General features: G+C 54.1%; 16 protein-coding genes. 10 read left to right on the top strand and 6 right to left on the bottom strand.

Going from position 1 to position 22,773, the window contains the following annotated elements; all coding sequences use genetic code 11:
* Positions 1–17 precede the first annotated feature (17 nt).
* Together SE15_RS10310 and SE15_RS10305 are read right to left on the bottom strand one after the other, a co-directional pair.
* The gene (locus SE15_RS10310; RefSeq protein ID WP_054522032.1) at positions 18–260 is read right to left on the bottom strand and encodes a hypothetical protein; all 243 of its coding nucleotides are present in this window, start codon (positions 258–260) and stop codon (positions 18–20) included.
* Positions 261–393: 133 nt separating this feature from the next.
* Entirely contained in the window at positions 394–1,578 is a 1,185-nt protein-coding gene (locus SE15_RS10305) for an IS256 family transposase (RefSeq protein WP_054522031.1), read from the bottom strand.
* A 270-nt stretch (positions 1,579–1,848) separates the two neighbouring features.
* On the opposite strand from SE15_RS10305, the gene SE15_RS14375 reads away from it, so the two are divergent.
* From SE15_RS14375 to SE15_RS10290, 3 genes are all read left to right on the top strand, one after another.
* The gene (locus SE15_RS14375) at positions 1,849–2,559 is read left to right on the top strand and encodes a class I SAM-dependent methyltransferase (RefSeq protein ID WP_152965599.1); all 711 of its coding nucleotides are present in this window, start codon (positions 1,849–1,851) and stop codon (positions 2,557–2,559) included.
* A 410-nt stretch (positions 2,560–2,969) separates the two neighbouring features.
* The gene (locus SE15_RS10295; protein WP_054522029.1) at positions 2,970–3,275 is read left to right on the top strand and encodes a hypothetical protein; all 306 of its coding nucleotides are present in this window, start codon (positions 2,970–2,972) and stop codon (positions 3,273–3,275) included.
* A 388-nt stretch (positions 3,276–3,663) separates the two neighbouring features.
* Entirely contained in the window at positions 3,664–4,122 is a 459-nt protein-coding gene (locus SE15_RS10290) for a hypothetical protein (RefSeq protein WP_152965598.1), read from the top strand.
* On the opposite strand, the gene SE15_RS10285 is transcribed toward SE15_RS10290, so the two are convergent.
* On the bottom strand, positions 4,103–5,983 hold the full coding sequence (locus tag SE15_RS10285) for a hypothetical protein (protein WP_152965597.1): 1,881 nt from the start codon (positions 5,981–5,983) through the stop codon (positions 4,103–4,105). The two genes, SE15_RS10290 and SE15_RS10285, sit on opposite strands and share 20 nt — an antisense overlap.
* A 170-nt stretch (positions 5,984–6,153) precedes the next feature.
* The gene (locus SE15_RS10280) at positions 6,154–7,311 is read right to left on the bottom strand and encodes a glycosyltransferase family 2 protein (RefSeq protein WP_054522026.1); all 1,158 of its coding nucleotides are present in this window, start codon (positions 7,309–7,311) and stop codon (positions 6,154–6,156) included.
* A gap of 160 nt (positions 7,312–7,471) precedes the next feature.
* Between SE15_RS10280 and SE15_RS14960 the strand changes: the two genes are divergently transcribed.
* The 6 genes from SE15_RS14960 (at position 7,472) to SE15_RS10250 (ending at position 12,421) form a co-directional block, all read left to right on the top strand.
* Complete coding sequence (locus SE15_RS14960; protein WP_083461876.1) at positions 7,472–7,624, top strand: helix-turn-helix domain-containing protein; 153 nt, start codon at positions 7,472–7,474, stop codon at positions 7,622–7,624.
* A 271-nt stretch (positions 7,625–7,895) separates the two neighbouring features.
* Positions 7,896–8,144: a hypothetical protein gene (locus tag SE15_RS10270; RefSeq protein WP_152965596.1), complete on the top strand. Its 249-nt coding sequence runs from the start codon at positions 7,896–7,898 to the stop codon at positions 8,142–8,144.
* Positions 8,145–8,161: 17 nt separating this feature from the next.
* Positions 8,162–8,800, top strand: coding sequence for a hypothetical protein (locus SE15_RS10265; RefSeq protein WP_054522023.1), 639 nt, complete (start codon positions 8,162–8,164; stop codon positions 8,798–8,800).
* A gap of 111 nt (positions 8,801–8,911) precedes the next feature.
* Positions 8,912–9,496: a hypoxanthine phosphoribosyltransferase gene (gene hpt, locus SE15_RS10260; protein WP_054522022.1), complete on the top strand. Its 585-nt coding sequence runs from the start codon at positions 8,912–8,914 to the stop codon at positions 9,494–9,496.
* 21 nt (positions 9,497–9,517) lie between these two features.
* Positions 9,518–10,651: a 6-phosphofructokinase gene (locus SE15_RS10255; RefSeq protein WP_054522481.1), complete on the top strand. Its 1,134-nt coding sequence runs from the start codon at positions 9,518–9,520 to the stop codon at positions 10,649–10,651.
* Between the two features lie 111 nt (positions 10,652–10,762).
* On the top strand, positions 10,763–12,421 hold the full coding sequence (locus SE15_RS10250) for a PfaD family polyunsaturated fatty acid/polyketide biosynthesis protein (RefSeq protein ID WP_054522021.1): 1,659 nt from the start codon (positions 10,763–10,765) through the stop codon (positions 12,419–12,421).
* Here the strand turns inward: SE15_RS10250 and SE15_RS10245 are convergent.
* Complete coding sequence (locus SE15_RS10245; protein ID WP_054522020.1) at positions 12,403–13,155, bottom strand: 4'-phosphopantetheinyl transferase family protein; 753 nt, start codon at positions 13,153–13,155, stop codon at positions 12,403–12,405. The two genes, SE15_RS10250 and SE15_RS10245, sit on opposite strands and share 19 nt — an antisense overlap.
* A gap of 3 nt (positions 13,156–13,158) precedes the next feature.
* A complete protein-coding gene (locus SE15_RS10240; protein WP_054522019.1) occupies positions 13,159–21,591 on the bottom strand; it encodes a type I polyketide synthase in 8,433 nt (2,810 codons plus the stop codon).
* Between the two features lie 434 nt (positions 21,592–22,025).
* Between SE15_RS10240 and SE15_RS10235 the strand changes: the two genes are divergently transcribed.
* The gene (locus tag SE15_RS10235; protein ID WP_054522018.1) at positions 22,026–22,769 is read left to right on the top strand and encodes a PocR ligand-binding domain-containing protein; all 744 of its coding nucleotides are present in this window, start codon (positions 22,026–22,028) and stop codon (positions 22,767–22,769) included.
* Positions 22,770–22,773 lie beyond the last annotated feature (4 nt).

The following is a 22,773-nucleotide window of genomic DNA, read 5'->3' as shown; positions in this document are numbered from 1 at the left end:
CAAAGCAGAAGATAAATCTAATTCCCGAACGAGAAAGACCTTGATGCAATCATTGTGAACCAAGGGTTATAGTTAGCTTTGAAATCACGGTAATGGAACGGATTGAAGTCAATCAAGATGGTCATAATTTCACGGGTGGTCAAAGGGCGGTTACGCTGACGTTGTTTTTGCCCGCTGCTCGGTAAATGATGGTTTGATTGGGGTAGAAATGCTTGACAAAAATCATCGACATCGCAGAACAACTCTAGTAAACTGTCCATTGGGGGCCTCTTTGAAAGATCTTGTGTTGTGGTGAAAAAAGTTTACTTCCTTTTGGAGAGCCTCTTCCTTATCCCAAATTCAGATTATGCAACTCTTTTTCTGTAAAATCGAGCCAGAAATACCCATTGTTCTTTAACATGTCAATGACTTGCCAGCACAGTAGTGTTTTCCAATTTGCCACTCCTCGCTGATCTCCATCAGAAGAGCGAAGATCAGTCTCAGGCAGGATGCCTCGTTGGGGAAGATACCCACAACTGTTGTCCTGCGGCGGATCTCCTTGTTGACCCTCTCCAGGCTCTTGGTGGTGCGGATCAACCGCCGATGTTCGAGCGGGAAATCGCAGACCATGAAACCATCCGCCAGATTTTGCTCCAGCCAAGCAGATAACCGCGGAGCTGAAACGGCATACTTCTGGATAGCAGCCTGCAGGAACTTCTCTGTGGTCTTGCGATCCGGCGCATTGAACATCGCACGAATGTCGGCGGCTACCTCCATGCGCATGGCTTGTTTAGGCACGTCAGCGCCTGCGTTCTGCTGCAGGTGAAACTGGCATCTTTGCCAGGGGATACTGCCCAAAACGGCTCTCCTGGCTGCTCCCAGTCCGCTGTGGTCATCGCTGATGACCAACTGTACGCCATGCATGCCGCGATCCTTCAAGCCCTTCAGGAAGGCTTTCCAGTGGCTTTCGTGCTCGCTGAGAGAGGTGGAAACTCCTAACACCTGCCATTCGCCTTCTGGAAAGATCCCTGTGGCCAATAAAACCGCTGTACACTTGCACCTGCTGCAAGTGCAGGTGTCGCGCACCTGTCCAGCCTCGCGCACCTTTTCGTAACGAGCATCCAAGTAGAGATAGGTGATTTCGCCCAGCGGTCTTTCTCGCCATTGCTGCAGCACCTCATCCAGTTGAGCAACGGCCCGGCTGACCTGCATGGCGGAAATTTCGACACCGCATAGTTGCTCGGTTATGGCTTTGACCTTCCGGGTGGACACTCCATGGATATACATCTCTGCCAGCGTCACAACCAAGGCCCGCTCGCTGCGCAATCCTTTTTCCAGCGCCGAAGGGTAAAAGCCACCCTCTCGTACCTGTGGAATGGCAAAGGTAATCTCTCCAACCCGGGTCTTGACCGTTTTCGGTTTGTAGCCGTTGGCATGCCCTTTGCGCTCCTCGGTCCGTTCGTACTCGCCAGCCTGTAGGTACCTGGTGCGCTCGACTTGCATGATGTTGTTGATCAAAACACGCATCAGTTCCGAAACACCTTCCAATCCCTTTTCCGTCAGTTCTTGCACAGAGGTATAATCATTTTGGTGAGTCATTTCAGTCTCCTTTTTTGTCCTTTCCAACACTAAGGATACTTCTGACTCACCACTTTTGTTAAGGTTCTAGAATTTACAGAAAATATGTTACACTAACCAAATTCATGTTATGATTAAAAAATATACTATAAAGTTATTACTTAATCAGGACGGTGGAAGTGATACTCCATAGGATTACAGAAAAAAATACGTCAGTTTTTGCAAGTTAAAAGCACTGGCAGAGAGGCGCTTCGTTTCCGCTGTAATATATGTGGTTATTCGGGGTATGCATTGGAATCACTAATTCGGGAGCGAGAGCAACCTTCCTGTGTAAATTGCGGTTCAACATTACGCTTTCGTTCTATCATTCGTGCCTTATCCATTGGACTATATGGTAAGTCGTTGGCGTTACCCGACTTTCCAAAATGTAAGAATAAACGTGGTATAGGTCTTAGCGAATGGCCGGGCTATTTACCCTTACTTGAGGAGAAATTTGACTTCCTAAATACCTTTTATCATCAGGAACCATTTTTGGATATCACAAACCCACCTGATTACATGTTTGGATCAGCCGACTTTCTTATCAGCAGTGAAGTTTTTGAACATATACCACCACCAGTACAGCGTGCATTTGATGGTGCTTATTCATTACTCAAACCCGGTGGCCTCCTCATCCTGACCGTTCCGTTCCGAACGGAGACTGAGGAAACTGATGAACACTTTCCCGAATTGTACAACTGGAGCATCAACAAAGAGAATGGCCGATATATTCTGCGTAACATTACGGCAGATGGCCGGGAGCAAGTATTCACTGATCTGTGCTTTCATGGAGGAAGCGGTCTAACACTGGAGATGCGTGTATTCTCTCGATTATCACTCGAACATCACCTTGTAGTCGCAGGATTCAAAGATATTAGCTTATGCTCTGATAATGATCTTGAGTTTGGTATTCTATGGTCTGGAGAATGGTCAGTACCGATTATGGCTAGGAAACCTTCATAATACATCCGTATCAACCTGTTTGTCATGATATAAATTGATAAGCCTTCTAAATAGTTGGTCTGGCTACCCTACTTAATACCACATTATTATTTGATATTGCTCTGTTGCAAACATTGAAATTATGTGGTAAAGATAAGACATGAAGCTACGAGAAAGCCGTTACGTCAAAGTCGCTCGGATTGCCTATCACCTGACCCAACACGCGCTACCACGCTATTCACATCCAAAAAGTCTTCATCACTTTACCATTTCTTAATTGAGGGCTTGTGTGCTGTTTATGTTCTACCTGGACTTGGGGGACCGCGACACGGAAGAGTGGTTGCTGGCAAGTGACCAAATCTGCCGGGAGCTGGAACTGTCGCGTATTCCTGACCACGCCACTTTTGCAATGCACCTTTCGGAAGCTGCGTATGCTGGATTTTGAAAAGATGAAGAACCGGCTTCTGGATGAAAATGAAGTGGATGAAGAGGGGATTGATTCAGACAGCACCGGCTTTTCGCCGGGGCAAGCTATCCTGTTCTACCAAACTCGTATAGGACGAATCTATCAGCGATGGATAAAAGGGGTGTATGCAGTCGGCATTGTGTCGCAATTTATCCCGGCCTGGCGCCTGGGTTGGGGAGCGGGCAGCGAGGTGGCCTATCTGTCCGCTTGCGGGGAGACGCCCGCCACTATGGACGTTACCAAGACAAGCGTAAATCCTGGGTCATGTTAGCCGACTCGGGCTTTGACGGTCAAACCGTTTGAGACGACAATCTGATCCCGACGGTGCGACAGGGTGGTCAGTTGTTGAACCCTAAACGGAGAGCGCGAGCCGATCTGGTTCCTCGGGTTAGTTTCGATGGTCTGTTTGGACAGCGTCGGAAGACCGACATGGTGAACTCGGTGATCAAACGCACGTTCGGTGACAACTTTTGCTCTCGGAAGCCCAGCCTGCAGCGGCGAGAGCCGATTGTTAAAGGATTGGTCTACAATATCCATCGGTAAGTGTGTCTCGGTTTGTCTAATCTTTGCAACAGAGCATTTAATAATATTAAATGAACTCAATTCTCTCTAATTGTAACTTTATCCATACCTACCTAGTAGTTGATCATCGCATTTCAATGAGTAGATGGGCCGTCTTCCTTCAGTGCGGGGCAGGAGCAGTGTGGGGTGGCTGGTGGCAGGACGGCAGCCGCCCGTTTGACCTGATCATCAACCATTACGACTCTACGTACGTCGGCAAGATCCCCTGCGATGTGGAATTCCATCAAACCGGCCGGCTGCCCGGTACAAAATTTACCGCCTTTCACAGCCTGCTAACCGAATATGCGCACATTCTTGAACCCTACGAATATATTTTGCTGCTGGATGATGATATCCAGTTCCCAGAGGGTGGGATTGAGCGCTTGTTTGACATTGTCCATCAACACGGTTGGGAGATGGCGCAGGCCAGCCTTTCCCCCGATTCCTACTGCCCTCACCCGGTGTGTTTATCGCTGACGAGTCGCCAATTAGTTGCTTCAATCTCCACAATCGAGCCAAGCTGCCTCCGATTTTTAGTCATTCTACCGAACTCATGACTGGTGCTAAAAAAACCCGAACTCCGCTCATTAGCGAGAGATCCCCTTTCACCAAGATCGTCAATCCGATTGAATCTTTATCATCCAAGAAGGGGGTGGATACCTGTTCAATGAAAATTTCGTTTTGAGGTACAGGAGTACTCAGAGATAAAATCTCCTGCTTATCCTCGCCAACCTGCTTCTCGAAAGTAATTTGCAGAGTAGATGATAAAGTCTTGGTTTGAGACTCAGCAGGGATAATTACCAACCAAGTTATTGTCTCGTTAATGTGAGGCAAGTAAAAAGAGACTTTTGAGGGATAACCCTCATCGGTTGGACTCAGCCAAAACCCCACTAGACCAATATTTCCCAACCAAGTCTCTTCAATTTTTGCTACTGACTCCTTACTCTCACTTTGCTCTTGTTGTACAAAGTGGTTAAGGAAAGACGGGGCAACTTGAGGGTCAAAAAGAGCATAATGTCTGGTTAGCCCCACCAAACGATACTGCCCGATTAACTCATTGAATGTTGGACTAAAGGGATTAGCAAACACCAAGTAACGCTTTCCATGTAATTCTTCTGCAGAACGCCACGTAATGACAGGCCCCCTAGGCAATTGCGCTACCTCCTTAACAAGATAAAAAGGAGGAAACGAAATAGGTTCAGCCATATTTACAATCTCAATATTTCCTCTTAGAACTGGTGCTAAGACTCTCGTCTGTCTTTCCAAAAATGAAGCATCAAAATGAGTCTGCACATTATATTGTAAGGATTTTACTCCCTTTAATGAGACCGCTTGAAATACTAATAAAGAGGCGAGACCAAATTGAAGCAGCCTTGAAAAGGAACGGACAGAAAAAATTTTTTCAATAGAATAAATGGCGACACCGCATAGAAATGCTAAAGAAATAGACATCTGCAAAACGGTATGATCATGCTCGGCACTATGCTGGCGAAACAATCCAAACCACATAACTTCGCTTAAAAAAAGAGCGGTAAATTTCACACAAAGGGCTTTAGTCTCACCAGAAGCTGACTGACGAAACCCAACAAACCAAGGAGCAAAGAAGCCAAACAGCGCCAAGGCACTTTGCAAAGGGGCAAGGCGTATAAAACGACTCAGAAGCCATTTCACATAATCAAAAGTTGTCAAAGTGAAGGCCAACTCAGGGGCAGAGAGCCTACGAAGTGCACGGCTAATGACCAAATTACTGACCAATTCAAATGAACCCAGTACCCAAAAGAGGTGCAACAATCGAATTACCGCACCAATAAAATATCCCACACCCAGAATGGCAACCAGTTTAATAGTTTCTCTAATCGAGGGTCTGCCCCCTAGAATTGAAATAGCAAACGGAGCCAACCCTGCAAAGGCCAAGACACTTGGGATAATTTCAACGCTGAAAATCAGGGCATTTAAGAACGCAATACCGGCACAAATTAGTAACCACTTTTTTTCTCTTAGAAGTTCCCGATTAATAGAAACCTTGGCGATTAAATAGAAAAACCATACCCTAACTGCAATATCATATGGCACAGTTAGATTATCTGCCAATAGCCGAAAAAACGGCAGCGTAGCAAAACCAAAAGCGCTTAAAAAAGCTAGTTTACCCTTACCTGTCCAATCTCGCACAAAAAGAAAAACCCCGAAAATTGCAGAGGTCGAGAAAATTAACATAACCAGTCGAATACCTGGAAGCTGAAACCCCCATATCTTAAGTAAAGCCACAACTATTTGGGGGAAGCTAGAATGAATAGAGGTAAAACTTGTATTTTCTGGTAATGGTAAACCTATCTTGCAGCCTTGATCCCACGTAGCTATAAACTTCAACCTAAGAAAACCGCAGTCAAGAAAATTTTGCGCTTGTACTAGCACACTCATGTCTGTCCAATAATTACCGTGATCCGGAACGGAGGTCCGAACAGACTGGACAAACGATATGTATAGAAAGAATGCAAGACAAGTTACAGCTGTCCCCCAACTCCATGGAAAGGCGCTAATTTTTTTAATAATGTGCTTTAACATAGTCCAAATAGCAATCCGAAATATTCTTATTTCAAACCAAATAATCGTTTAATACGATTCTTTGCGTCCGTAAGAAAACCGACTTTCTCTCCACCCAGCAAATGATAGAGGGGGAGCAATTTCCTGCGAAGAGCAAAGTAAAGGGGTGCTTGAAGCTGTTCCTTTTGATCAGCTACTATCTTTTCAAGATTGATAACTTTTTGAGTTAAGCTATTGACCTTATAAGTCAGGTCTTCATTCCACAATTCACACCGCTCTAGCCACAACACATATCGTTCTAAAGTACCTGCCAAGATTTGATAAACTTGAAGATTAGGGGCACTTAGACCATTCGCTTTTGTCTTTTGTAAGGCAACACTCAGATCCGATCCTTCACACATTGGTAGGAAATAGTGATCCACAAAAAAATTCCAATACTCTCCCCAGTATCGGGGGCAAGGAGCAAGAGGGTTTCTGGCACCATTAACTTCCCTTAAGTAGGCTTGTCGTACTAATACCCCCTCTTCTTCAACCAGCGCTGCATTTTGTTTTAACGTATTTTGTGGATGTATTCGATAATCCATCAACTCTTGGGGGACATATAACGGTTCCTCAATTAACAAAACCCGAAGTACATAATCCCAATCATGACAAGTCTTAAACGGAGAGAAGTAACCAACGTCATCAACAAGGGTACGATGGAAAATGAAATTTCCGGTTGTAATAGTAAGATTGTTCAGAAGAAGAGCAAAACCAACTGTTGGGAAAAGGTCGATCTCTGCCAATAACTTAAGATAATGAGAATGATACGGATGTGGCCGCCCATATTCATCAATATGACTAACCTGGGTAAAAGCAAAACGGGATTGGTTTTGTCGCATTTTATGGAATACTTTCAAGAGCCTTTCGGGATGATAACGATCATCCGAGTTTAGAATAGCAACATATTCCCCTGAAGCCAACGATATCCCCAGGTTAAGTGCTACGTGGGCTCCCGAGTTTGCCTGACGAATCAGTCTACAGGGACGCCCCCCTTCTGCCAAAGCACGCTCAGCCTGCTCCGCTGTTGAGTCGCTCGAACCATCATCTATAACAATTATTTCTATCGGTGAATAGCTTTGTACAACGACTGATTGAATAGCTTCCCTAATATATTGCTCGTGATTATAGGCCGGTATGATAACGGAAATCAACGGTAAATTCATAGGCATCTTAACTAAGGACATTGAGTACTTGTTAGATTATAACCCAGTACTGAAAAGAGCTTCTCTAATCATGCTACACCAAAGTACAAACGTCCCCTTTTACCAAAGTTAAGATGTCCCTCTAAGAAAGGGCCGGAGAAATGGAAAAAAATTACACACCATGAGCGAAAAAGAACTGTATCGTCTACAAATCATGACCCAACTGGAAGAAAAAAGGATCACCCAAAAACAGGCTGGTGAGCTGTTAGGAGTGAGCGAACGACATGTCAAGCGGCTATGGCGGAGGTTCAAGCGGGACGGGGCAGAAGGATGAGTCAACCAATCTCGAGGGAGACCGAGCCACAATCGGTTGAGCGAAGAAGTAATACAACAAGCCTTAGCCTTGACCCTGGAGCGATATCGGGACTTTTGGCCCACCCTGGCAACCGAAAAGCTCACGGAAGTGCATGGATTGCGGATTTCAGACGAAAGCGTATGGAAGCTGATGATCAGCGAGGGGTTGTGGAAACCTCGCCGGAAGCGCAAATTCCGGGTATTCCAAATGCGCGAGCGAAGAGCCGCTTTGGACGAGTTGATCCAGATTGATGGCTCAGATTACGATTGGTTCGAGGGCCGAAGTCCGCGCTGCACCTCATTGGTCTTTATTGGTCTTTGTGGATGATGCCACGGGGAAACTAGCAGAAATGCGCTTTGTGCCCCATGAAACCTTCTTTGACTGTTGTGTAACCGCCCGAAGTTATTTCGAGTGCTACGACAAGCCTGGAGCCTTTTACAGTGACAAGGACGGCATCTTTCACCTCAATACCCCCAAAGTGGTCCTGGGGACGGCCTGACCGAATATGGCCGGGCAATGCAAGAGCTGGAAATCCCAATTATTTGCGCCAACACACCCCAAGCCAAGGGCCGTGTCGAGCAAGCCAACCAGACCCTGCAGGATCGCCTAACCAAGGAGATGGGGGTACAGGGGATCTCTACCCCCGAGCAGGCCAATTCATGGTTACCCACGTTTATCGATGATTACAACCGACGTTTTGCCATCCTGCCCCGCCGTCCAGTGGATGTCCATCGTCCGCTCGGGGATGCCGAGCAGTTGGATCAAATTTTGCGCCGCAAAGCCGAGCGGATCCTCTCCAAAAACCTGATTTTCCAGCGTCATCGTTCTGGCTATCAAATCCAGGTCGATCGTCCAACCCATGCTATGCGGAAGGCCAAGGTGACCGTTTTGGAGAATTCCAAAGGTGAAATCACCGTCCTCTACAAAAATCAGCCCCTCGCCTTTGTGCTTTGCTCTCAACAGGCAGATCAAGCTAGAGTCGTCGCTGCCGAATCAATTGATTTCGAGTTGCTCAATGCATCCAAAGCCCATAAGCCTGCACCCGACCATCCATGGCGTTTTCCCCTATATCTACTCAATCCCCTACCAAAGCTGCTCCCTGATAGGGGACATTCTAACTTTGGTGGTTGGGGTGACATCTTAACTTTGGGCTAACAGGCTTCTCTAATCAAACAAACACGCTGTGTATGCATTTTATCATTTCGTCTCCCCTTTTTCATGGTAACATATACCAGAACCTCAGAATCATTCCCTCGCGAGGGTAACATGGCGCAGAATCAAGCCTCCCCCCTTCCTTACGATTTCATCGGCCAAATTCTGATCACCCAGGAGCAAATCGAGCAGCGCGTGGCCGAACTGGGTGCCCAGATCACCGCAGACTACCGCGACTCCGACCGCTTGCTCCTGCTCGGCCTGCTGCGCGGTAGCGTGGTCTTCCTTACCGACCTCATGCGCAAGATCAATCGTCCCATGACCATGGATTTCATGCTCGTCTCCTCCTACCGCGGTGCCGAATCCTCCGGTTTCGTTCGCATTGATGCGGATCACAAGATTAACATTCACAATTGGGATGTCATCCTGGTGGATGATATCATAGATACGGGTTACACCATTCATACCGTGCGTAAATTGCTCCTCGAACGCCAGCCGCGCAGCCTGAAAATCTGCGCTCTGCTGGATAAGAAAGCCCGCCACAAAGTGGATATCCACATTGATTACCTGGGCTTCGAAATCCCCGATTACTTCGTGGTCGGCTACGGCCTGGATATTGATGAGAAAGGCCGCAACCTTCCCTATATCGCCGCGGTAGATCTGGAAAAGTACCGCGCCCTCTACGGCAGCGGCACCTGAAGCACCAGAAAAGGTATGACCATGAAAACCAAACCCCCTCGCAAAATCGGCATCCTGACCTCCGGTGGCGATAGCCCCGGCATCAACGCCGCCATACGCGGCATCGGCAAAGCCGTGGCCGGGCACTTCAACCTCCAGTTAATCGGCTTCCACGATGGTTTCAGCGGGATGGCCCACAATCTGGTCATGCCCCTTGAAGGAGAAGCGCTCTCTGGCATCCTGACGACCGGGGGCACCATCCTGGGTACCAATCGCGATAAACCCTACAGCGCCGAAGAAGAAGGCCAAACGGTGGATTATACCGAGCGCATTCTCCAGGTTTACCGCCAGCACAACCTGGATGGCCTGATCTGCCTGGGCGGGGGCAATACGCAGGAAAGCGCATACTACCTCCTGCAAAAGGGCCTTAACGTCATCACCCTGCCCGTTACCATTGACAATGACATCCCCCAAACCGATATGACGGTGGGCTTCAATACCGCCATGGAAATCGCTGCAGAAGCCATTGACCGCCTTCACAGCACTGCCTTCAGCCATCACCGCATCATCATCGTGGAGGTAATGGGACGCGAGACCGGCTGGCTGACCCTGGGGGCGGGCATTGCCGGTGGTGCGGATGTCATTCTCATCCCCGAGATCCCCTATGACATCCATAAAGTCGCCGAGGCCATCCTGGAGCGTAGCCGCCGCGGCAAACGCTTCAGCCTGGTGGCGGTAGCAGAGGGCGCCATTGCCAAAGAGACTCTCCAGTTCTTCGAGCACGCCCGCCAGGCTAACCGGCGCTTGCGCAGTGGAAACGAGGCCGAAGCGGTAGAAGCCGGCTTGCAGGAGATCGAAAAACGTTCCGCCGGGGATACCCTCCATCTGGCCAACCGTCTGCAGGAATTTACCCGCCTGCAAACCCGTGTCACCATCCTGGGCTACCTGCAGCGCGGCGGTGCTCCCTCTGCCTTCGATCGCGTCCTGGCGACCCAGCTCGGCACAGCCTGCGCTCATCTGGTCAGCCAGGGGCATTATGGTGTTATGGTAGGTATTCAGGGTGGTAGCGTCAAACCCATTCCTCTCGCACAGGTAGCCGGAAAGGTCAAACGAGTTCCCCTGGATCATTCCTGGGTACAAGGTGCCCGTCTGGTTGGCACCTGCTTGGGCGATTAAAACGACTCCATCCAGATTAAACACCAACCTGCCCACGCCCTGCAACCCGCACCCAAGGCGCGGGTTTTAATTGTTGATATTCAAAATTATGCCCTGCAGCGGAGAAAATGCATGCCCACTTCAAAGTCTTCATCCCCCTTCCCCCTCCTTGTCACTTCTTACCCTGCACCTTTCACTGAGTGGCGCTGGCAAGGAGATCCCTCCCGTCTCGCCCGTACCACGGAGGCCCAACGCCAATTCCTTCTCCAACTCGATCATCCTCTCTGGGCTGTAACCCATGAAGGCTCGCTTGCCCTGACCACTGAAACGGCTTTGCTCCCTGCGGGCCAGGCCGATCCCGGAGCGGCCACAATCCTGGCTTATGCCCCTCCCCTCCCAGCCGAAGCCCTGGGCGACCCGGGCTTCCGCGACCTGTTTGGCCTGCGATATGCTTACTATGCTGGCGCCATGGCAGGGGGTATTGCCTCCGAAGAACTGGTCATCGCATTGGGCAAGAACGGTTTCATGGGCATATTCGGGGCTGCCGGTTTGCTCCCCGCCCGGGTGGAGCAGGCCATTCACCGCATCCGCGAAGCCTTGCCGCAAGGTCCCTACGGTTTTAACCTGATTTTCAGCCCCAATGAACCTGCGCTGGAAGAACGCACGACGGATCTTTACCTGAAACACGGCATCCGAACCATCGAGGCTTCGGCCTATGTAGATCTGACCCTTAACCTGGTGCGGTACCGCCTAGCCGGGCTCACCCAAACCCCACAGGGACGAATTGTGGCGCAAAACCGCATTATCGCGAAGATCTCACGCCGCGAAGTAGCCCAACGCTTCATGCAGCCAGCACCGGCAGACCTGGTGGCGCAACTTCTGCAAAGTGGGCAAATCAGCCCAACCCAGGCTAATCTGGCCCAATATGTGCCCATGGCCGATGCCATCACCGTAGAGGCGGATTCGGGCGGTCACACCGACAACCGCCCCCTGGTGGGGTTGATTCCCACAATGCTAACCCTGCGTGACCGCATCCAGGCGCAATATTCCTATTCTCAGCCAGTCTTTGTTGGCGCCGCAGGCGGCATTGGCACCCCCGAAGCGGCGCTGGCGGCTTTCACCATGGGCGCTGCCTATATTGTGACAGGCTCTGTCAATCAATCCTGTGTTGAAGCCGGCACTTCCGCTCATGTGAAGCGCTTGTTAGCCCAGGCGGATATGGCCGATGTGATGATGGCTCCCGCCGCCGATATGTTCGAAATGGGGGTCAAGGTACAGTTGCTCAAACGGGGTACGCTCTTCCCTATGCGGGCTCAGAGGCTTTACGAACTCTACACCCGCTTTCCCTCCCTTGAAGCCATTCCTCCTGAAGAACGGGAGAAATTGGAGCGTCAAATCTTCAAGCGCGACCTCGAGTCCATCTGGCAGGAAACCGTGCAGTATTTCCAAGAGCGCGACCCGCGCCAAATTGAGCGCGCGCAGCGTGACCCCCATCAAAAGATGGCTCTGGTTTTCCGCTGGTATCTGGGGCTTTCCTCCCGTTGGGCTAACCGCGGCGAACCCGGCCGGGAGATGGATTACCAGATTTGGTGCGGGCCGGCCATGGGCGCTTTCAATGCCTGGGTTCAGGGCTCTTACCTGGAAGCCCCCGAAAACCGGCATGTGGCCGACGTGGCCCTGCACCTGATGACCGGCTGCGCCTACCTCGCCCGTACCCACATACTGGCGCTGCAGGGCGTGCGGCTGGCGCCAGATCTAAGGCGTTATCGGCCTCAACAACCAATGCTCTGACGCATCCTGGCAGGGTAACCAATCGGCACGTAGGCCAGGTCGGTGGGGCTTTCGTCCGCACAAACCGCCAGGGTAAGCACCTTTTGCCCCAATACGCACCACCAGGCCCACCAGGGGGCCGCAATACCACGCACGCTTACGCGCGCCGCCTGCCAGGAGGGGTTGGGGGTCAGGGAAACGGGCAGATCCACATTCACCCGCCGCGTATCCCAGGCCAGCCCAACCCGCAAGGCTTTAAGCACCGCCTCTTTCAGACTCCAGATGAGGGTGACCGCCAAGGAAAGATATGTTTCAGGGAGGGATTTCACATAAGCCCGTTCCTCGGCAGTAAAATAATCCGCCACAAAAGCAGGCACCCGAGGCTCAATGCACTCCAGATCAATGCCCAGCATTAAATCGGGAGCAGGAGCCAACGCGCAGGCTGCCCAACCCTCGCGATGAGTGAGCGAAAGAGCCACCGGGTAGGGAGTATCGGGGGTCACCCAGACCTGAGGTGCGCCCTGAGCATTCCGCAAGACGCTGATGCGTCGTAGCGCATAATCCCGTAACCGCTCATCGGCGGCGCGCAGGAGACATTTTGCCACCCAACGGCCCAACAGCCAATCGGCCCGGCGTCGAGGGAAGTGCAGATTCTGAAAATACACCTGTTCGGCAAGCGACAGGCTTTGTTCCAGGGGAAGGGGATCGGCCATCACAGCCGCCCCACCCCCTAGCGTCCAGTAAATGCTTACCATAGGTCACCCTCCTCGGCCAAGGTTGATTCGGAAAGGTGCCACGAGCGGGGCCTCTGCTGCATAAGGTAGGCGGGCCGTGCGGCACCCCTCCACCTCCAGGATCAGGTGACCCTGAGCATCCAGCACCCGTGCGTTAAAGCGCCGTTCCTGGCTGCTACTGGGAGTGACCTCAACCCAGACCGGCTCCTGCCACGTCCGGGCATGGTAAACAATCCGCTCTGCGCCAGAGGGCAAGGCCAGCACCCCATCCTGAGCCACTTCCCAGGCAGCGGCCGTTTGTAACACCAATTCAAGCAGGTGCGGGGCAGTGACCAGTGAAACGGCGCCAAGTGTGGGCAGGTCGGTCTGTAAACGCCCTACGCTTCTCTCCGCCTCCACCTGGGCGGCTTCCAGCACCTGAAAAGCCGGCCCATGGAAGAAGAGGGCATAAATTGCTTCGCGTTTTACCGCCTTGCTTTCTTCCCACAGGGGGAGGGTGATCTTCTGAGGCTCTGCCTCGTACTCCCCAGATACCAAATGAACATTTGCAGCAAAGTGACGCAAGGTCTGAGCACCCATGCCCGGGCGGTTCAGGCTGGATTCCAGCACCGCGTGGGCGGTCAATCCCTCTCCATCGTGCATCATCTGGATCGTGATGGCAAAACGACGCGGCTGAGAGCGATAAAACTTCAAGGGGGCCATAAACTGGACCTCACTAAACCCCTTGACCCGCCAGACAGGTTTCTCTCCAGCCAGAGAAGCCCAGCGAAGAGCAGCGGCGGCAAACCCCTCCAGCCCCATCACCGCAGGTAATAGCGGAATCCCATTCAGGGCATGATCATAAAGATAAGGGGTCTGCTGGGGATCCAGTTCCACCTCAAAATGTGCCCCCTCCCAACGATCATAACGTGTCAGGATGCCCGGCAAAATGTTGAGATGCCCGCCCAGGGTTCGGTTCAGCGCTTCCAGATCCAGGCCATCCTGATCGCGACGTGGCAACGTGAGTACGCCCAATGAGCCTGCCAGCACCACTTCGGCCTGGCCCGGATTGCCGAGCAATTCGCGTAGCACATGAGCGGCGGCTTCTTCCGGTGGCATCAGATCAATCCCGGCGCGGCGCATAATCTCAGGTACGTAACCCCGGCTGGCCATACCCACCTCGGCCCAAGCCCCCCAGTCCAGCGCCAGGGTCTTGATCCCAGACGGGTGATGTCGCAATGCCAGCATCATTTTGGCAAGAAAGTCATTGCCCGCGCAGTAATCCACCTGTCCAGCGTTTCCAAAGCGCCCCGCAATTGAGGTGAAAACGACCAGCGCCCGCGGCCACAGGCCATGACGTTGCAAGCCCTTATAGAGGTGATAGAAGCCTGCCGCCTTGACCGCCAGGATTTGGGCAAATTCCTCTGGTGGTTTGCTTTCCAGGCGGCGGCTGCGCTCCACACCGGCAGCATGAATCAGCACATCCAAGCGTCCCTGCTCCTGAGCCACGCGGCGGACAACGCTCTCCACCGCCTGCGCATCTGTGACATCCGCAGGGATATAAGTAATCTCTGCGCCCCAGGTGCGCACCTCTTCTAATAACTTTAACGTTCCCTCAGCACGTTCCAGCGCCGCCAGGTGCTGTTCAACCTCCGCCAATGAGGGTCGTTCCCCCCGTGCTGCCAGGCGCTTGAGCAGGGTTTGGCGCAAGGCTGCGCGATCCTGACGAAGCATCAGCAGGTCCGGGTTTTCCGGATCAGGAAGGGATGAACGTCCTACCAGGTAAAACACCCCCCGCGTTTTACGCGCCAGGTCACGCACCACAGCCCGGGTAATCCCGCCGCTCCCACCCGTAATCAGGAAAACTGGTTTGTCACCCAGATTAAACGACTGGGTTTCACCCAGAGGAGCCTCTACCACAGTGACCCCATAACGCTGTTCGTCACACCGCCCAATCTCAACCACACCAGGGTCATAAAGCAATTCCTCGATCAACTGGGCCGCGATGGTCGCCGGCTCAGCCCGGGGCGTGAAATCCACCACCTTTACCAGAGCATTGGCGCGCTCCCACGATACCGCTTTAACCAACCCGCTGATCATACCGCCCAGAGGAGATGCCAGAGGAGCTCCCGAGAATCCGTGCAATCCATCCAGGCGCGTAGCAGCAATCAGGAACGGCTCGCCAGTAATCACCTGGAGCAAATCAAACAGCATGTGCGCACGTCGGTGCACCTCAACATTCCAGCGTTCGGCGTCCATATCCTCCAATGCAGGCTCCACATCCAGACCCGGCAGGAAAAAGAGACCGTTCACCGGGGCTTCTTCCACCCATTGGCGCACTTGAGAGAGCACTTGTTCTGGTGAGTCACCGGGGAGGAGCAGTACTTTAACCTTGTGCCCCCGCAAACGACGCGCCAACGCCACCCCCACGCCACTTTGATCTCCCACAATGACCACCCGCATCCCGGCGGACAGCGAAATGCCGGTAGGCTGGCAGAGCACCGCCTTTGGGCGCAAAACGGCCCGCGGTACCCGGCGCCGAATAATTCCGCTCCCCGGTGCTTCATCCCTTGCTTCTTCCAGTATGGGGCTTTCCACCTCATCAGACACCGGGAGGGATGAGAGATCTGCTGTCTCTCTTTTCTCTGTCGGCTGGCGTTCAGCCTCCTGCAACGCCTGCAGCGACTCCTGCACGAAGGCGATGACCTTGCGCAGCGTGTTGTAATCGCCCAGGCGCAAATCCTCGCGGCGCGGGATGCCGTACTGCTCCCGCACGCTAGCAAACAACTCGGCTTGCTTCACCGTATCAATGCCCAGATCGGCTTCCAGGTCCAAATCCAGATCCAGCATCTCCTGAGGGTAACCAGTCTTTTCACTGACCAGAGAAAGTACGAATGCCCGAATTCTCTCTTCATCCAGGCTTATGCTCCCGGCCTGCCCCGAGGAGGAAGAGTGCACCTCCACCGAGTAAGAAGCAGGAGGTTCTGTCTGCACCGGCAGATGCTCCACCGGGTAGCCCACGCGAGCAGTCACCAGTTCCAGCACCTCGGGGCTGACGGACTGGGTTGGCTGCTCAGCAGGCATTGTTGAGGGCTGCGCCCCGCTCCATTCTGACTGGGCCATCAATGACTCCCGCACAAAGCCGATGACCTTGCGGAGGGTGTTGTAATCCACCAGGCGTAAATCCTCACGGCGCGGGATGCCATAGCGCTCGCGCACCGCGGCAAACAACTCCGCCTGCTTGACCGTATCAATGCCCAGGTCGGCTTCCAGATCAAGGTCCAGATCCAGCATATCGGGAGGATAACCCGTTTTCTCGCTCACCAGCGCCACCAGCACCGCCCGGATCTCCTCTTCATCGGGCAAGGCCGGTTTCATCGCCGGGGATATTGGCGGGGTCTCGCCAGCACCCACCTCGACAGACGCCATTGGAGAAGATCCGTCGTTTTGATCCCCCTGTGGGAGGGGAGCGCTTGCCGAAGGCAGATTGCTCAGCGATTCCCGCACAAAGGCAATGACCTTACGTAACGTGTTGTAATCTACCAGACGCAGATCTTCGCGCCGCGGGATGCCGTACTGCTCCCGCACACTGGCGAATAGCTCCGCCTGTTTCACCGTATCAATGCCCAGATCGGCTTCCAGGTCCAAATCCAGGTCCAGCATTTCACGTGGGTACCCGGTTTTCTCGCTGACCAGGTTCAGGAGAAACTCAGCGACTTGGCCTTCCTCCGGCACCGTCACGGCCGGTCCCCCTGTCCCTTCAAACGCGACCTCCTCACGCGGCGAGGAAAACGCACCCGGTTGCGAGGAGGACACCGGATTCTCAGCAGCGGGAGTCTCAGCCCATTGGGTCGGTCCCTGCCCATACTGCCACCGCGATTGCAAGGGAGGGCGCTGGGGAGGTCCCGCATGGCGAATGCGCAACGTACGTTTGACGACCTCTAGTTCGGCTTGCTCATACCCGGCCAGGTCGGCCAGCCAACGCCTGTACACCGTGGGGTTAACCCGCTCATCTCCACCATTAATGCGCCGCAGCAAGGCCATTGCCACCTGAGATCCAAAGCCCGCTCCCAGGCGCAGGGCGTAGCGCAATGGGAAGGTCCCACCCCGGGATAGGTTGAGATCCCCCAGTTCGGGGTCTGGCTCAAAACCATTATCAATGTTGGCAATTGGGGGCACGCGCCCATATTGCAACGCCTTGACGGCCAGCACATCCTCCACCCCCACCCCCATGGTATGCCCGGTGTACCCTTTGGTGTTGGCGATCAGAATGCGATTAGCGTGGTCTCCAAAGACATACCGCAAGGCGCGAATCTCGGCAGAAGCCGAGCCCCCCCGCGCAGGGGTATAAGTCTCGTGAGACACAAACACCATGTACGGCGCCATCTCCGCACGGTTGAGCCCAAATCGTCGCTCCGCCGTGCCGACCAGGCGCTCCATGATCTCGCTCACATGAGTCACATCCAGGCGCGTGCCGTGATAGGCACTGTTGGCAATGTCAGTGGCCAGGACCTCACAAATGCCACGCATTCCTCGTTCGCGCACCGCATCTTCCGATTCAACAACGAGCGCAGCAGCGCCCATCCCCATGATCATCCCATTGCGCCGACGGTCAAAGGGCAATACCGCCTGCCGCAAGTCCCCCTCAATGGTGGCCGCGCCACTGGCCATAAGCGAAGCGCCGATCCAGGACATCAGAGGGTTACTGGTAACATCATCCCCGGCGATAATGATGACCCGCCGGCAGCGTCCCTGGCGAATCCAATCCTCAGCCAGCGCCAGCGCGTGGGTTGTGCTGGCACAGGCCGCATTGACATGGGTATTTGGGCCCCGTGCACCAATGTACTCAGCAAACTGCGAGTGCCCCATGGTCAGTACCCGGAAGACCAACCGGCGATCCAGATGATAATCCCGGTCAGCCAAGCGACGTTCGAGATCGGCCATCTGAGCCTTTAAGAAGGCCAGCATCTCCGGGGGGGCTGAACCGAGTTGCGCCGCCAGCGCTTGCAAGGTTTCCAACTGGGTCTTCAGAGATTGATACTGATGGTAGTCCTCTAACTCTCGTGCCAGTTCTGCAAGCCCCGGAAAAGCCGAAGCGAAAATCACCCCGGTTTCATCCGCCAGTGCGGGAGGCAAGCGCCAACGATCCGGCAGGTAAGTACCCACACTCGTCGGGCGGTAATGCATCACCAGGGGAATGCCCGCATCGCGCAAGGCTTCAATGCCTGCCGCAATGGCCAGTTGGGTGGAAATATCCAGGGCTTCCACCCGCTCTTCCGGCACACCAAAATCCTCACTCAGGTCAAACTGCCCGCGTTGCCCCGCCAGTTTGACCGTCTGCTCCAAATCTTCCACCGGCTGCACTTCGGCGCCGTTATCACTCTTGATCAGGCGAATGATACGCCGTTGCAGCAGGCTTTGGCGCACTTCCAAGGGCAGCGGCTCAATCATGATCTCGCCCCGCAGCAAGCGCTCAACATTGTCATCCGCAAACACTGCCCGTTGACGCCCCGGCAACCCCAAACCGGCACCGCTGATAACCACCGAGCCCGTAAGAGGCAACCTTCCTTCCTTGACCAGAATGGCGGGAGCAACCTGGGGCACCGGGGGTTCGGAGGTGAGTCTTGGGGCTGCCTCAGGTATCGGCGTGATTTGCACCGGCAGCGCACGCTCCTCAACCCCCCGGGGCAACACTCCTGCAGCGAACAAACCGGCCAGCGCCTCATTGAATGAAGCCGGCCCGCCTTTGCGCGGGTGGTTAGTGGCCAAAATGAGCACCTCAGACGCCTTCTCCCTGAGAATGTCACTGGCCAGCCCGGCCAAAACGCGCTTGGGACCCACCTCAACAAAAATACGCGCTCCCTGGGCGTAGAGTGTCTGAACACCTCGGATGAACTGGACCGGTGAAGCCACCTGACGCGCCAGCAAATCCAGCATAGCCTCCCGATCCGATGGATAAAACTCACCGGTCACATTCGAAATAACCGGGATGCGAGGGGGCTGGAGATGCATGCGCGCAATGACCTGACGCAGCGGTTCACTGGCCGGCCCCACAATTTGGGTATGGAAAGCATGCGAGACCGGAATTTTGACGGCCTGATAGCCAGCAGCCTGGAGCGCCTCCAGCGCCGCTTCAACCGCCGGCGTTGCACCACCGATGACACTTTGCAACGGGCTGTTGTAATTCGCGATGACCACATAACCGGGTACCTGGCTCAAAATGCGCTCAATGGCCTCAGGAGGTGCCGAAACCGCCGCCATGCAACCGTTATCTGCCATGGAAACCCGTGCCATCTCCCGCCCCCGCGCACTCACAATCTCCAGCGCCTCGGCAAAGGGCAGAGCACCGGCCGCAACCAACGCGGCGTACTCCCCCAGGCTGTGACCAATGGCCATATCCGGGGGAAAACCGTACTTGGCCAGCAGGCGTAGCAGAGCCACATTCGCGGTGAGCATGGCCGGTTGGGTCACAATCGTATTGCGCAACTCGGATTCGGCTTGCTTAAGCCGCTCATCACCATCTTCAACAAAGATATATGCGCTGAGGGGCCGACCTAAAATCGGGGTCATCACCGCATCGGCCTCACGAAACGTTTCGGCGACAATGGGCTCTAGTTCGTACAAATCTCGCAGCATGTTGACGTACTGCGAGCCCTGTCCTGGGAAGAGAAAGGCAACTTTGCCGGGTGCCCCCCGCCCGCGATAAATCCCCTGACCGGCCAGGGCCTGCCAAGTATCAGGCGCATCTCGCTCCAAGGCCGCCAGGGCCTTCTCCACCCGTTTGGCCAAATCAGCGGCATCGGCGTAATCCAGCGCTATGCGCTCAGGGTAGCGCACTTCATCCAGTGGCGGCGTCCTCCAGGCCGGCATACGCCCGGCGCGTGCCTCTTCCAACACCTTCTGCAAGCGAGAGATTAAGGCCGCACGCTCCGGCGCCCCCACTACGAATAATCCACGGAAAGTGGGCAGTCCCTCAAAGACCGACACCGCCGAGGCTTCGGCTGGAATCTCGGCCTGGGCAACCGCCACCGCCGGGAAGACCTTCCTTTCGCTCGTCAGTAAACCCGGTACATATTCCTCTACGACAGCGTGAAAGTTTGTCCCACCAAAACCAAACGAACTAATCCCCGCACGTCGGATTTCCCCGCGTGGACGCTCCCAGGGGCGCAACTCCGTAATGACATAGAAGGGAAGGTGATCAAAGTCAATATTAGGATTGGGGCGGGTGAAGTTGATCGAGGGAGGCAGCACCTTCTCATGAAGCGCGTACGCCACCTTCAACAACGCTGCGGCACCGGCTGCGCTCTTCAGGTGACCAATGTTGGATTTGACCGAACCCAGGGCAATTGAAGCCACCGGTAGATCAAAAGGATCAAAAATAGCGTTCAGGCTGTTCACCTCCACCACATCCCCAACGCGGGTGGAGGTGCCATGAGCCTCGATCAGGGTTGCCGTGGCGGGTGAGAGACCGGCGTTCTTCCATGCCCGTTCAATGGCCCGTTGCTGACCAGTGGGGTTGGGGGCTGTGATGCCCTTACCCCGTCCATCACTGCTGGAACCCACCCCCCGGATGACAGCATAAATCTTATCCCCATCTCGCTCCGCATCGGCCAAGCGTTTGAGCAAGAATACCGCCGCGCCCTCGCCCATCACAAAGCCGTTAGCGCCCTCGGCAAATGGACGCGAACCATCCGGGCTGAGCGCGCCGATTTTGCAGAATTTGACGTATGCATCAATGCTCATGTTGCCGTCCACGCCCCCGGTCAAGACGGCATCAAATTGATAGGCGTTCAGCCCTTCAATGGCGGCTTGGAGGGCCGCGAGGGAAGAGGCACAAGCCGCATCCGTGACAAAGTTTGCGCCCGAGAAATTAAAAACGTTGGCCACCCGCCCGGCAATGATATTGGCCAACTCGCCCGGCATGGTGTCTTCAGTAATCGGTGGGAGTTTGGCCCGTATCTTCGCCGCCACCCCTTCCAACAGTGTGCGCTGCACATCCGGCGGAAGATCACGGAACACTTCTAATTCACGCAGAGCCTCCAGATACTCCGGCAAACGCACGCGGAAACTGGTGTTGTACTGATTTTCCCCCGCCATGGAGTTTCCCAGGATCACGGCCACACGGGTGGGATCCAACGGACGTTGCGGGAAACCGTAATCCAGAAGGGCCTCACGCGCCGCCGCAATGGCCCATTTTTGGGTGTTGTCCATGACGGCCAGCACATTGGGGGGGATGGGAATCCCCCACTTAAGCGGCTCAAAATGAAACTCGCGCACCCATGCTCCGATTTTGGTGTAGGTCTTATCAGGCACTCGCGGGTCGGGATCGTAGTAGAGATCTGGATCCCAACGCTCACGAGGCACCTCGGTCACCGAATAACGCCCCTGCTTGATATTCTGCCAAAAGGTCGGTGCATCGGGGGCATCCGGCAAAATCGCTCCAACCCCCACGATGGCTACCGCTTTGGTTTCGCTCATGTTGATTCCTCCTCCAAGGACGTAGGATGATCAAAGCGCATCTGGCGCAAAACTGGCAATCTCGGGCCAAACCCTTACTGCGAGGGAAACGAACCCTCTCTCATCTTCTACCTTTTCCTACCTTTACAAACCCGTAGAGTCGGATGGCATTTATGGAATCCTTCTCTCCGCAATGCATACTCTAACCATAGGTAACCCCTGGGCAGTGCACGAGTTACGCCTTTTACACCGAACCAAAGCACTGCCGGGGATAGCCCCACCGAAGGGGAACAATTCCTAACCAAAGCCACAAATAAAGGCGGTCCTTATGATAGCCAGTTTGTGAAGCAAATAACGAACATGACAATCATCGTGACATTTGTCACTATCCGTACCGGGGCAGGGGTGCTACCATAAAGCGTGATAAAGAATGCTATAACATTTTATAACATGCTATGGAAGAATTATTAACCACACGCCAGGTTCAAGATCTCCTCAAGGTTGATCGCATCACCATTTACCGCATGCTCCAGGATGGGCGGCTCAAAGGGGTGAAGATCGGCCAGCAGTGGCGCTTCCCGCGGAGCGAGGTTGAGCGCCTGCTGGGACGCACCCCCACCGAAACCTCTTCCCAGGCCATTGATCTGGCAATCGGTTTCCCCACCCATTGCGTTCAACCCATTCAGGATCTGTATGCCGAGATCAGCGGTCTGAGCGCCGTGGTGGTGGACAACGATGGGAACCCCTTGACCGAGACCAGCCACCCCTGTGCGCTTTGCCAACTGCTGTGGCAGCACGAACAGGCACGCGCCGATTGCCAGACCTCCCGGCGGCGCATGGTGCATGAGGTTGGGCCACGGGGAGGTATTGCCACCTGCCACGCCGGGCTAAATTACTTGCTGGCTCCCATCTACGACGAAGGTCAGGTTGTGGCCTGGTTCCTATGCGGCCCCTGCTTCTGGCAAAATCCACCCACCGACCCTGAAACCCTCTGGCGGCAACTGGCCGAGCAATATGATCTCCCTGTGGAACAAGTGCGTGCGGCCGCGGGTGAGATTCGAACCATAGATCCCAGCCAGCACCAGCGTGTGGCAGCCTGGCCAACTGCGGCCGCCCGCGCTGTGCAAGGCATTCTGCGTGAGCGCCTATTGTTCATTGAGCGCTTGCAACAAATCGCTACGCTTACTCAAATCTCTTAGTCAA

The sequence above is a fragment of the Thermanaerothrix daxensis genome, from assembly GCF_001306145.1.
Classification (GTDB): Bacteria; Chloroflexota; Anaerolineae; order Anaerolineales; family Anaerolineaceae; genus Thermanaerothrix; species Thermanaerothrix daxensis.
The sequence above is the reverse complement of the archived record's forward strand: the minus strand, read 5'-3'. Positions and strand labels throughout refer to the sequence as shown.

Excerpts from the sequence above, each read along its gene's own strand:
- SE15_RS10310 (WP_054522032.1), bottom strand. The coding sequence starts at position 260 with ATGGACAGTTTACTAGAGTTGTTCTGCGATGTCGATGATTTTTGTCAA.
- SE15_RS10305 (WP_054522031.1), bottom strand. The coding sequence starts at position 1,578 with ATGACTCACCAAAATGATTATACCTCTGTGCAAGAACTGACGGAAAAG.
- SE15_RS10295 (WP_054522029.1), top strand. The coding sequence starts at position 2,970 with ATGCTGGATTTTGAAAAGATGAAGAACCGGCTTCTGGATGAAAATGAA.
- SE15_RS10290 (WP_152965598.1), top strand. The coding sequence starts at position 3,664 with ATGAGTAGATGGGCCGTCTTCCTTCAGTGCGGGGCAGGAGCAGTGTGG.
- SE15_RS10285 (WP_152965597.1), bottom strand. The coding sequence starts at position 5,983 with ATGAGTGTGCTAGTACAAGCGCAAAATTTTCTTGACTGCGGTTTTCTT.
- SE15_RS10280 (WP_054522026.1), bottom strand. The coding sequence starts at position 7,311 with ATGAATTTACCGTTGATTTCCGTTATCATACCGGCCTATAATCACGAG.
- SE15_RS14960 (WP_083461876.1), top strand. The coding sequence starts at position 7,472 with ATGAGCGAAAAAGAACTGTATCGTCTACAAATCATGACCCAACTGGAA.
- SE15_RS10270 (WP_152965596.1), top strand. The coding sequence starts at position 7,896 with ATGGCTCAGATTACGATTGGTTCGAGGGCCGAAGTCCGCGCTGCACCT.
- SE15_RS10265 (WP_054522023.1), top strand. The coding sequence starts at position 8,162 with ATGCAAGAGCTGGAAATCCCAATTATTTGCGCCAACACACCCCAAGCC.
- hpt (WP_054522022.1), top strand. The coding sequence starts at position 8,912 with ATGGCGCAGAATCAAGCCTCCCCCCTTCCTTACGATTTCATCGGCCAA.
- SE15_RS10255 (WP_054522481.1), top strand. The coding sequence starts at position 9,518 with ATGAAAACCAAACCCCCTCGCAAAATCGGCATCCTGACCTCCGGTGGC.
- SE15_RS10250 (WP_054522021.1), top strand. The coding sequence starts at position 10,763 with ATGCCCACTTCAAAGTCTTCATCCCCCTTCCCCCTCCTTGTCACTTCT.
- SE15_RS10245 (WP_054522020.1), bottom strand. The coding sequence starts at position 13,155 with ATGGTAAGCATTTACTGGACGCTAGGGGGTGGGGCGGCTGTGATGGCC.
- SE15_RS10240 (WP_054522019.1), bottom strand. The coding sequence starts at position 21,591 with ATGAGCGAAACCAAAGCGGTAGCCATCGTGGGGGTTGGAGCGATTTTG.
- SE15_RS10235 (WP_054522018.1), top strand. The coding sequence starts at position 22,026 with ATGGAAGAATTATTAACCACACGCCAGGTTCAAGATCTCCTCAAGGTT.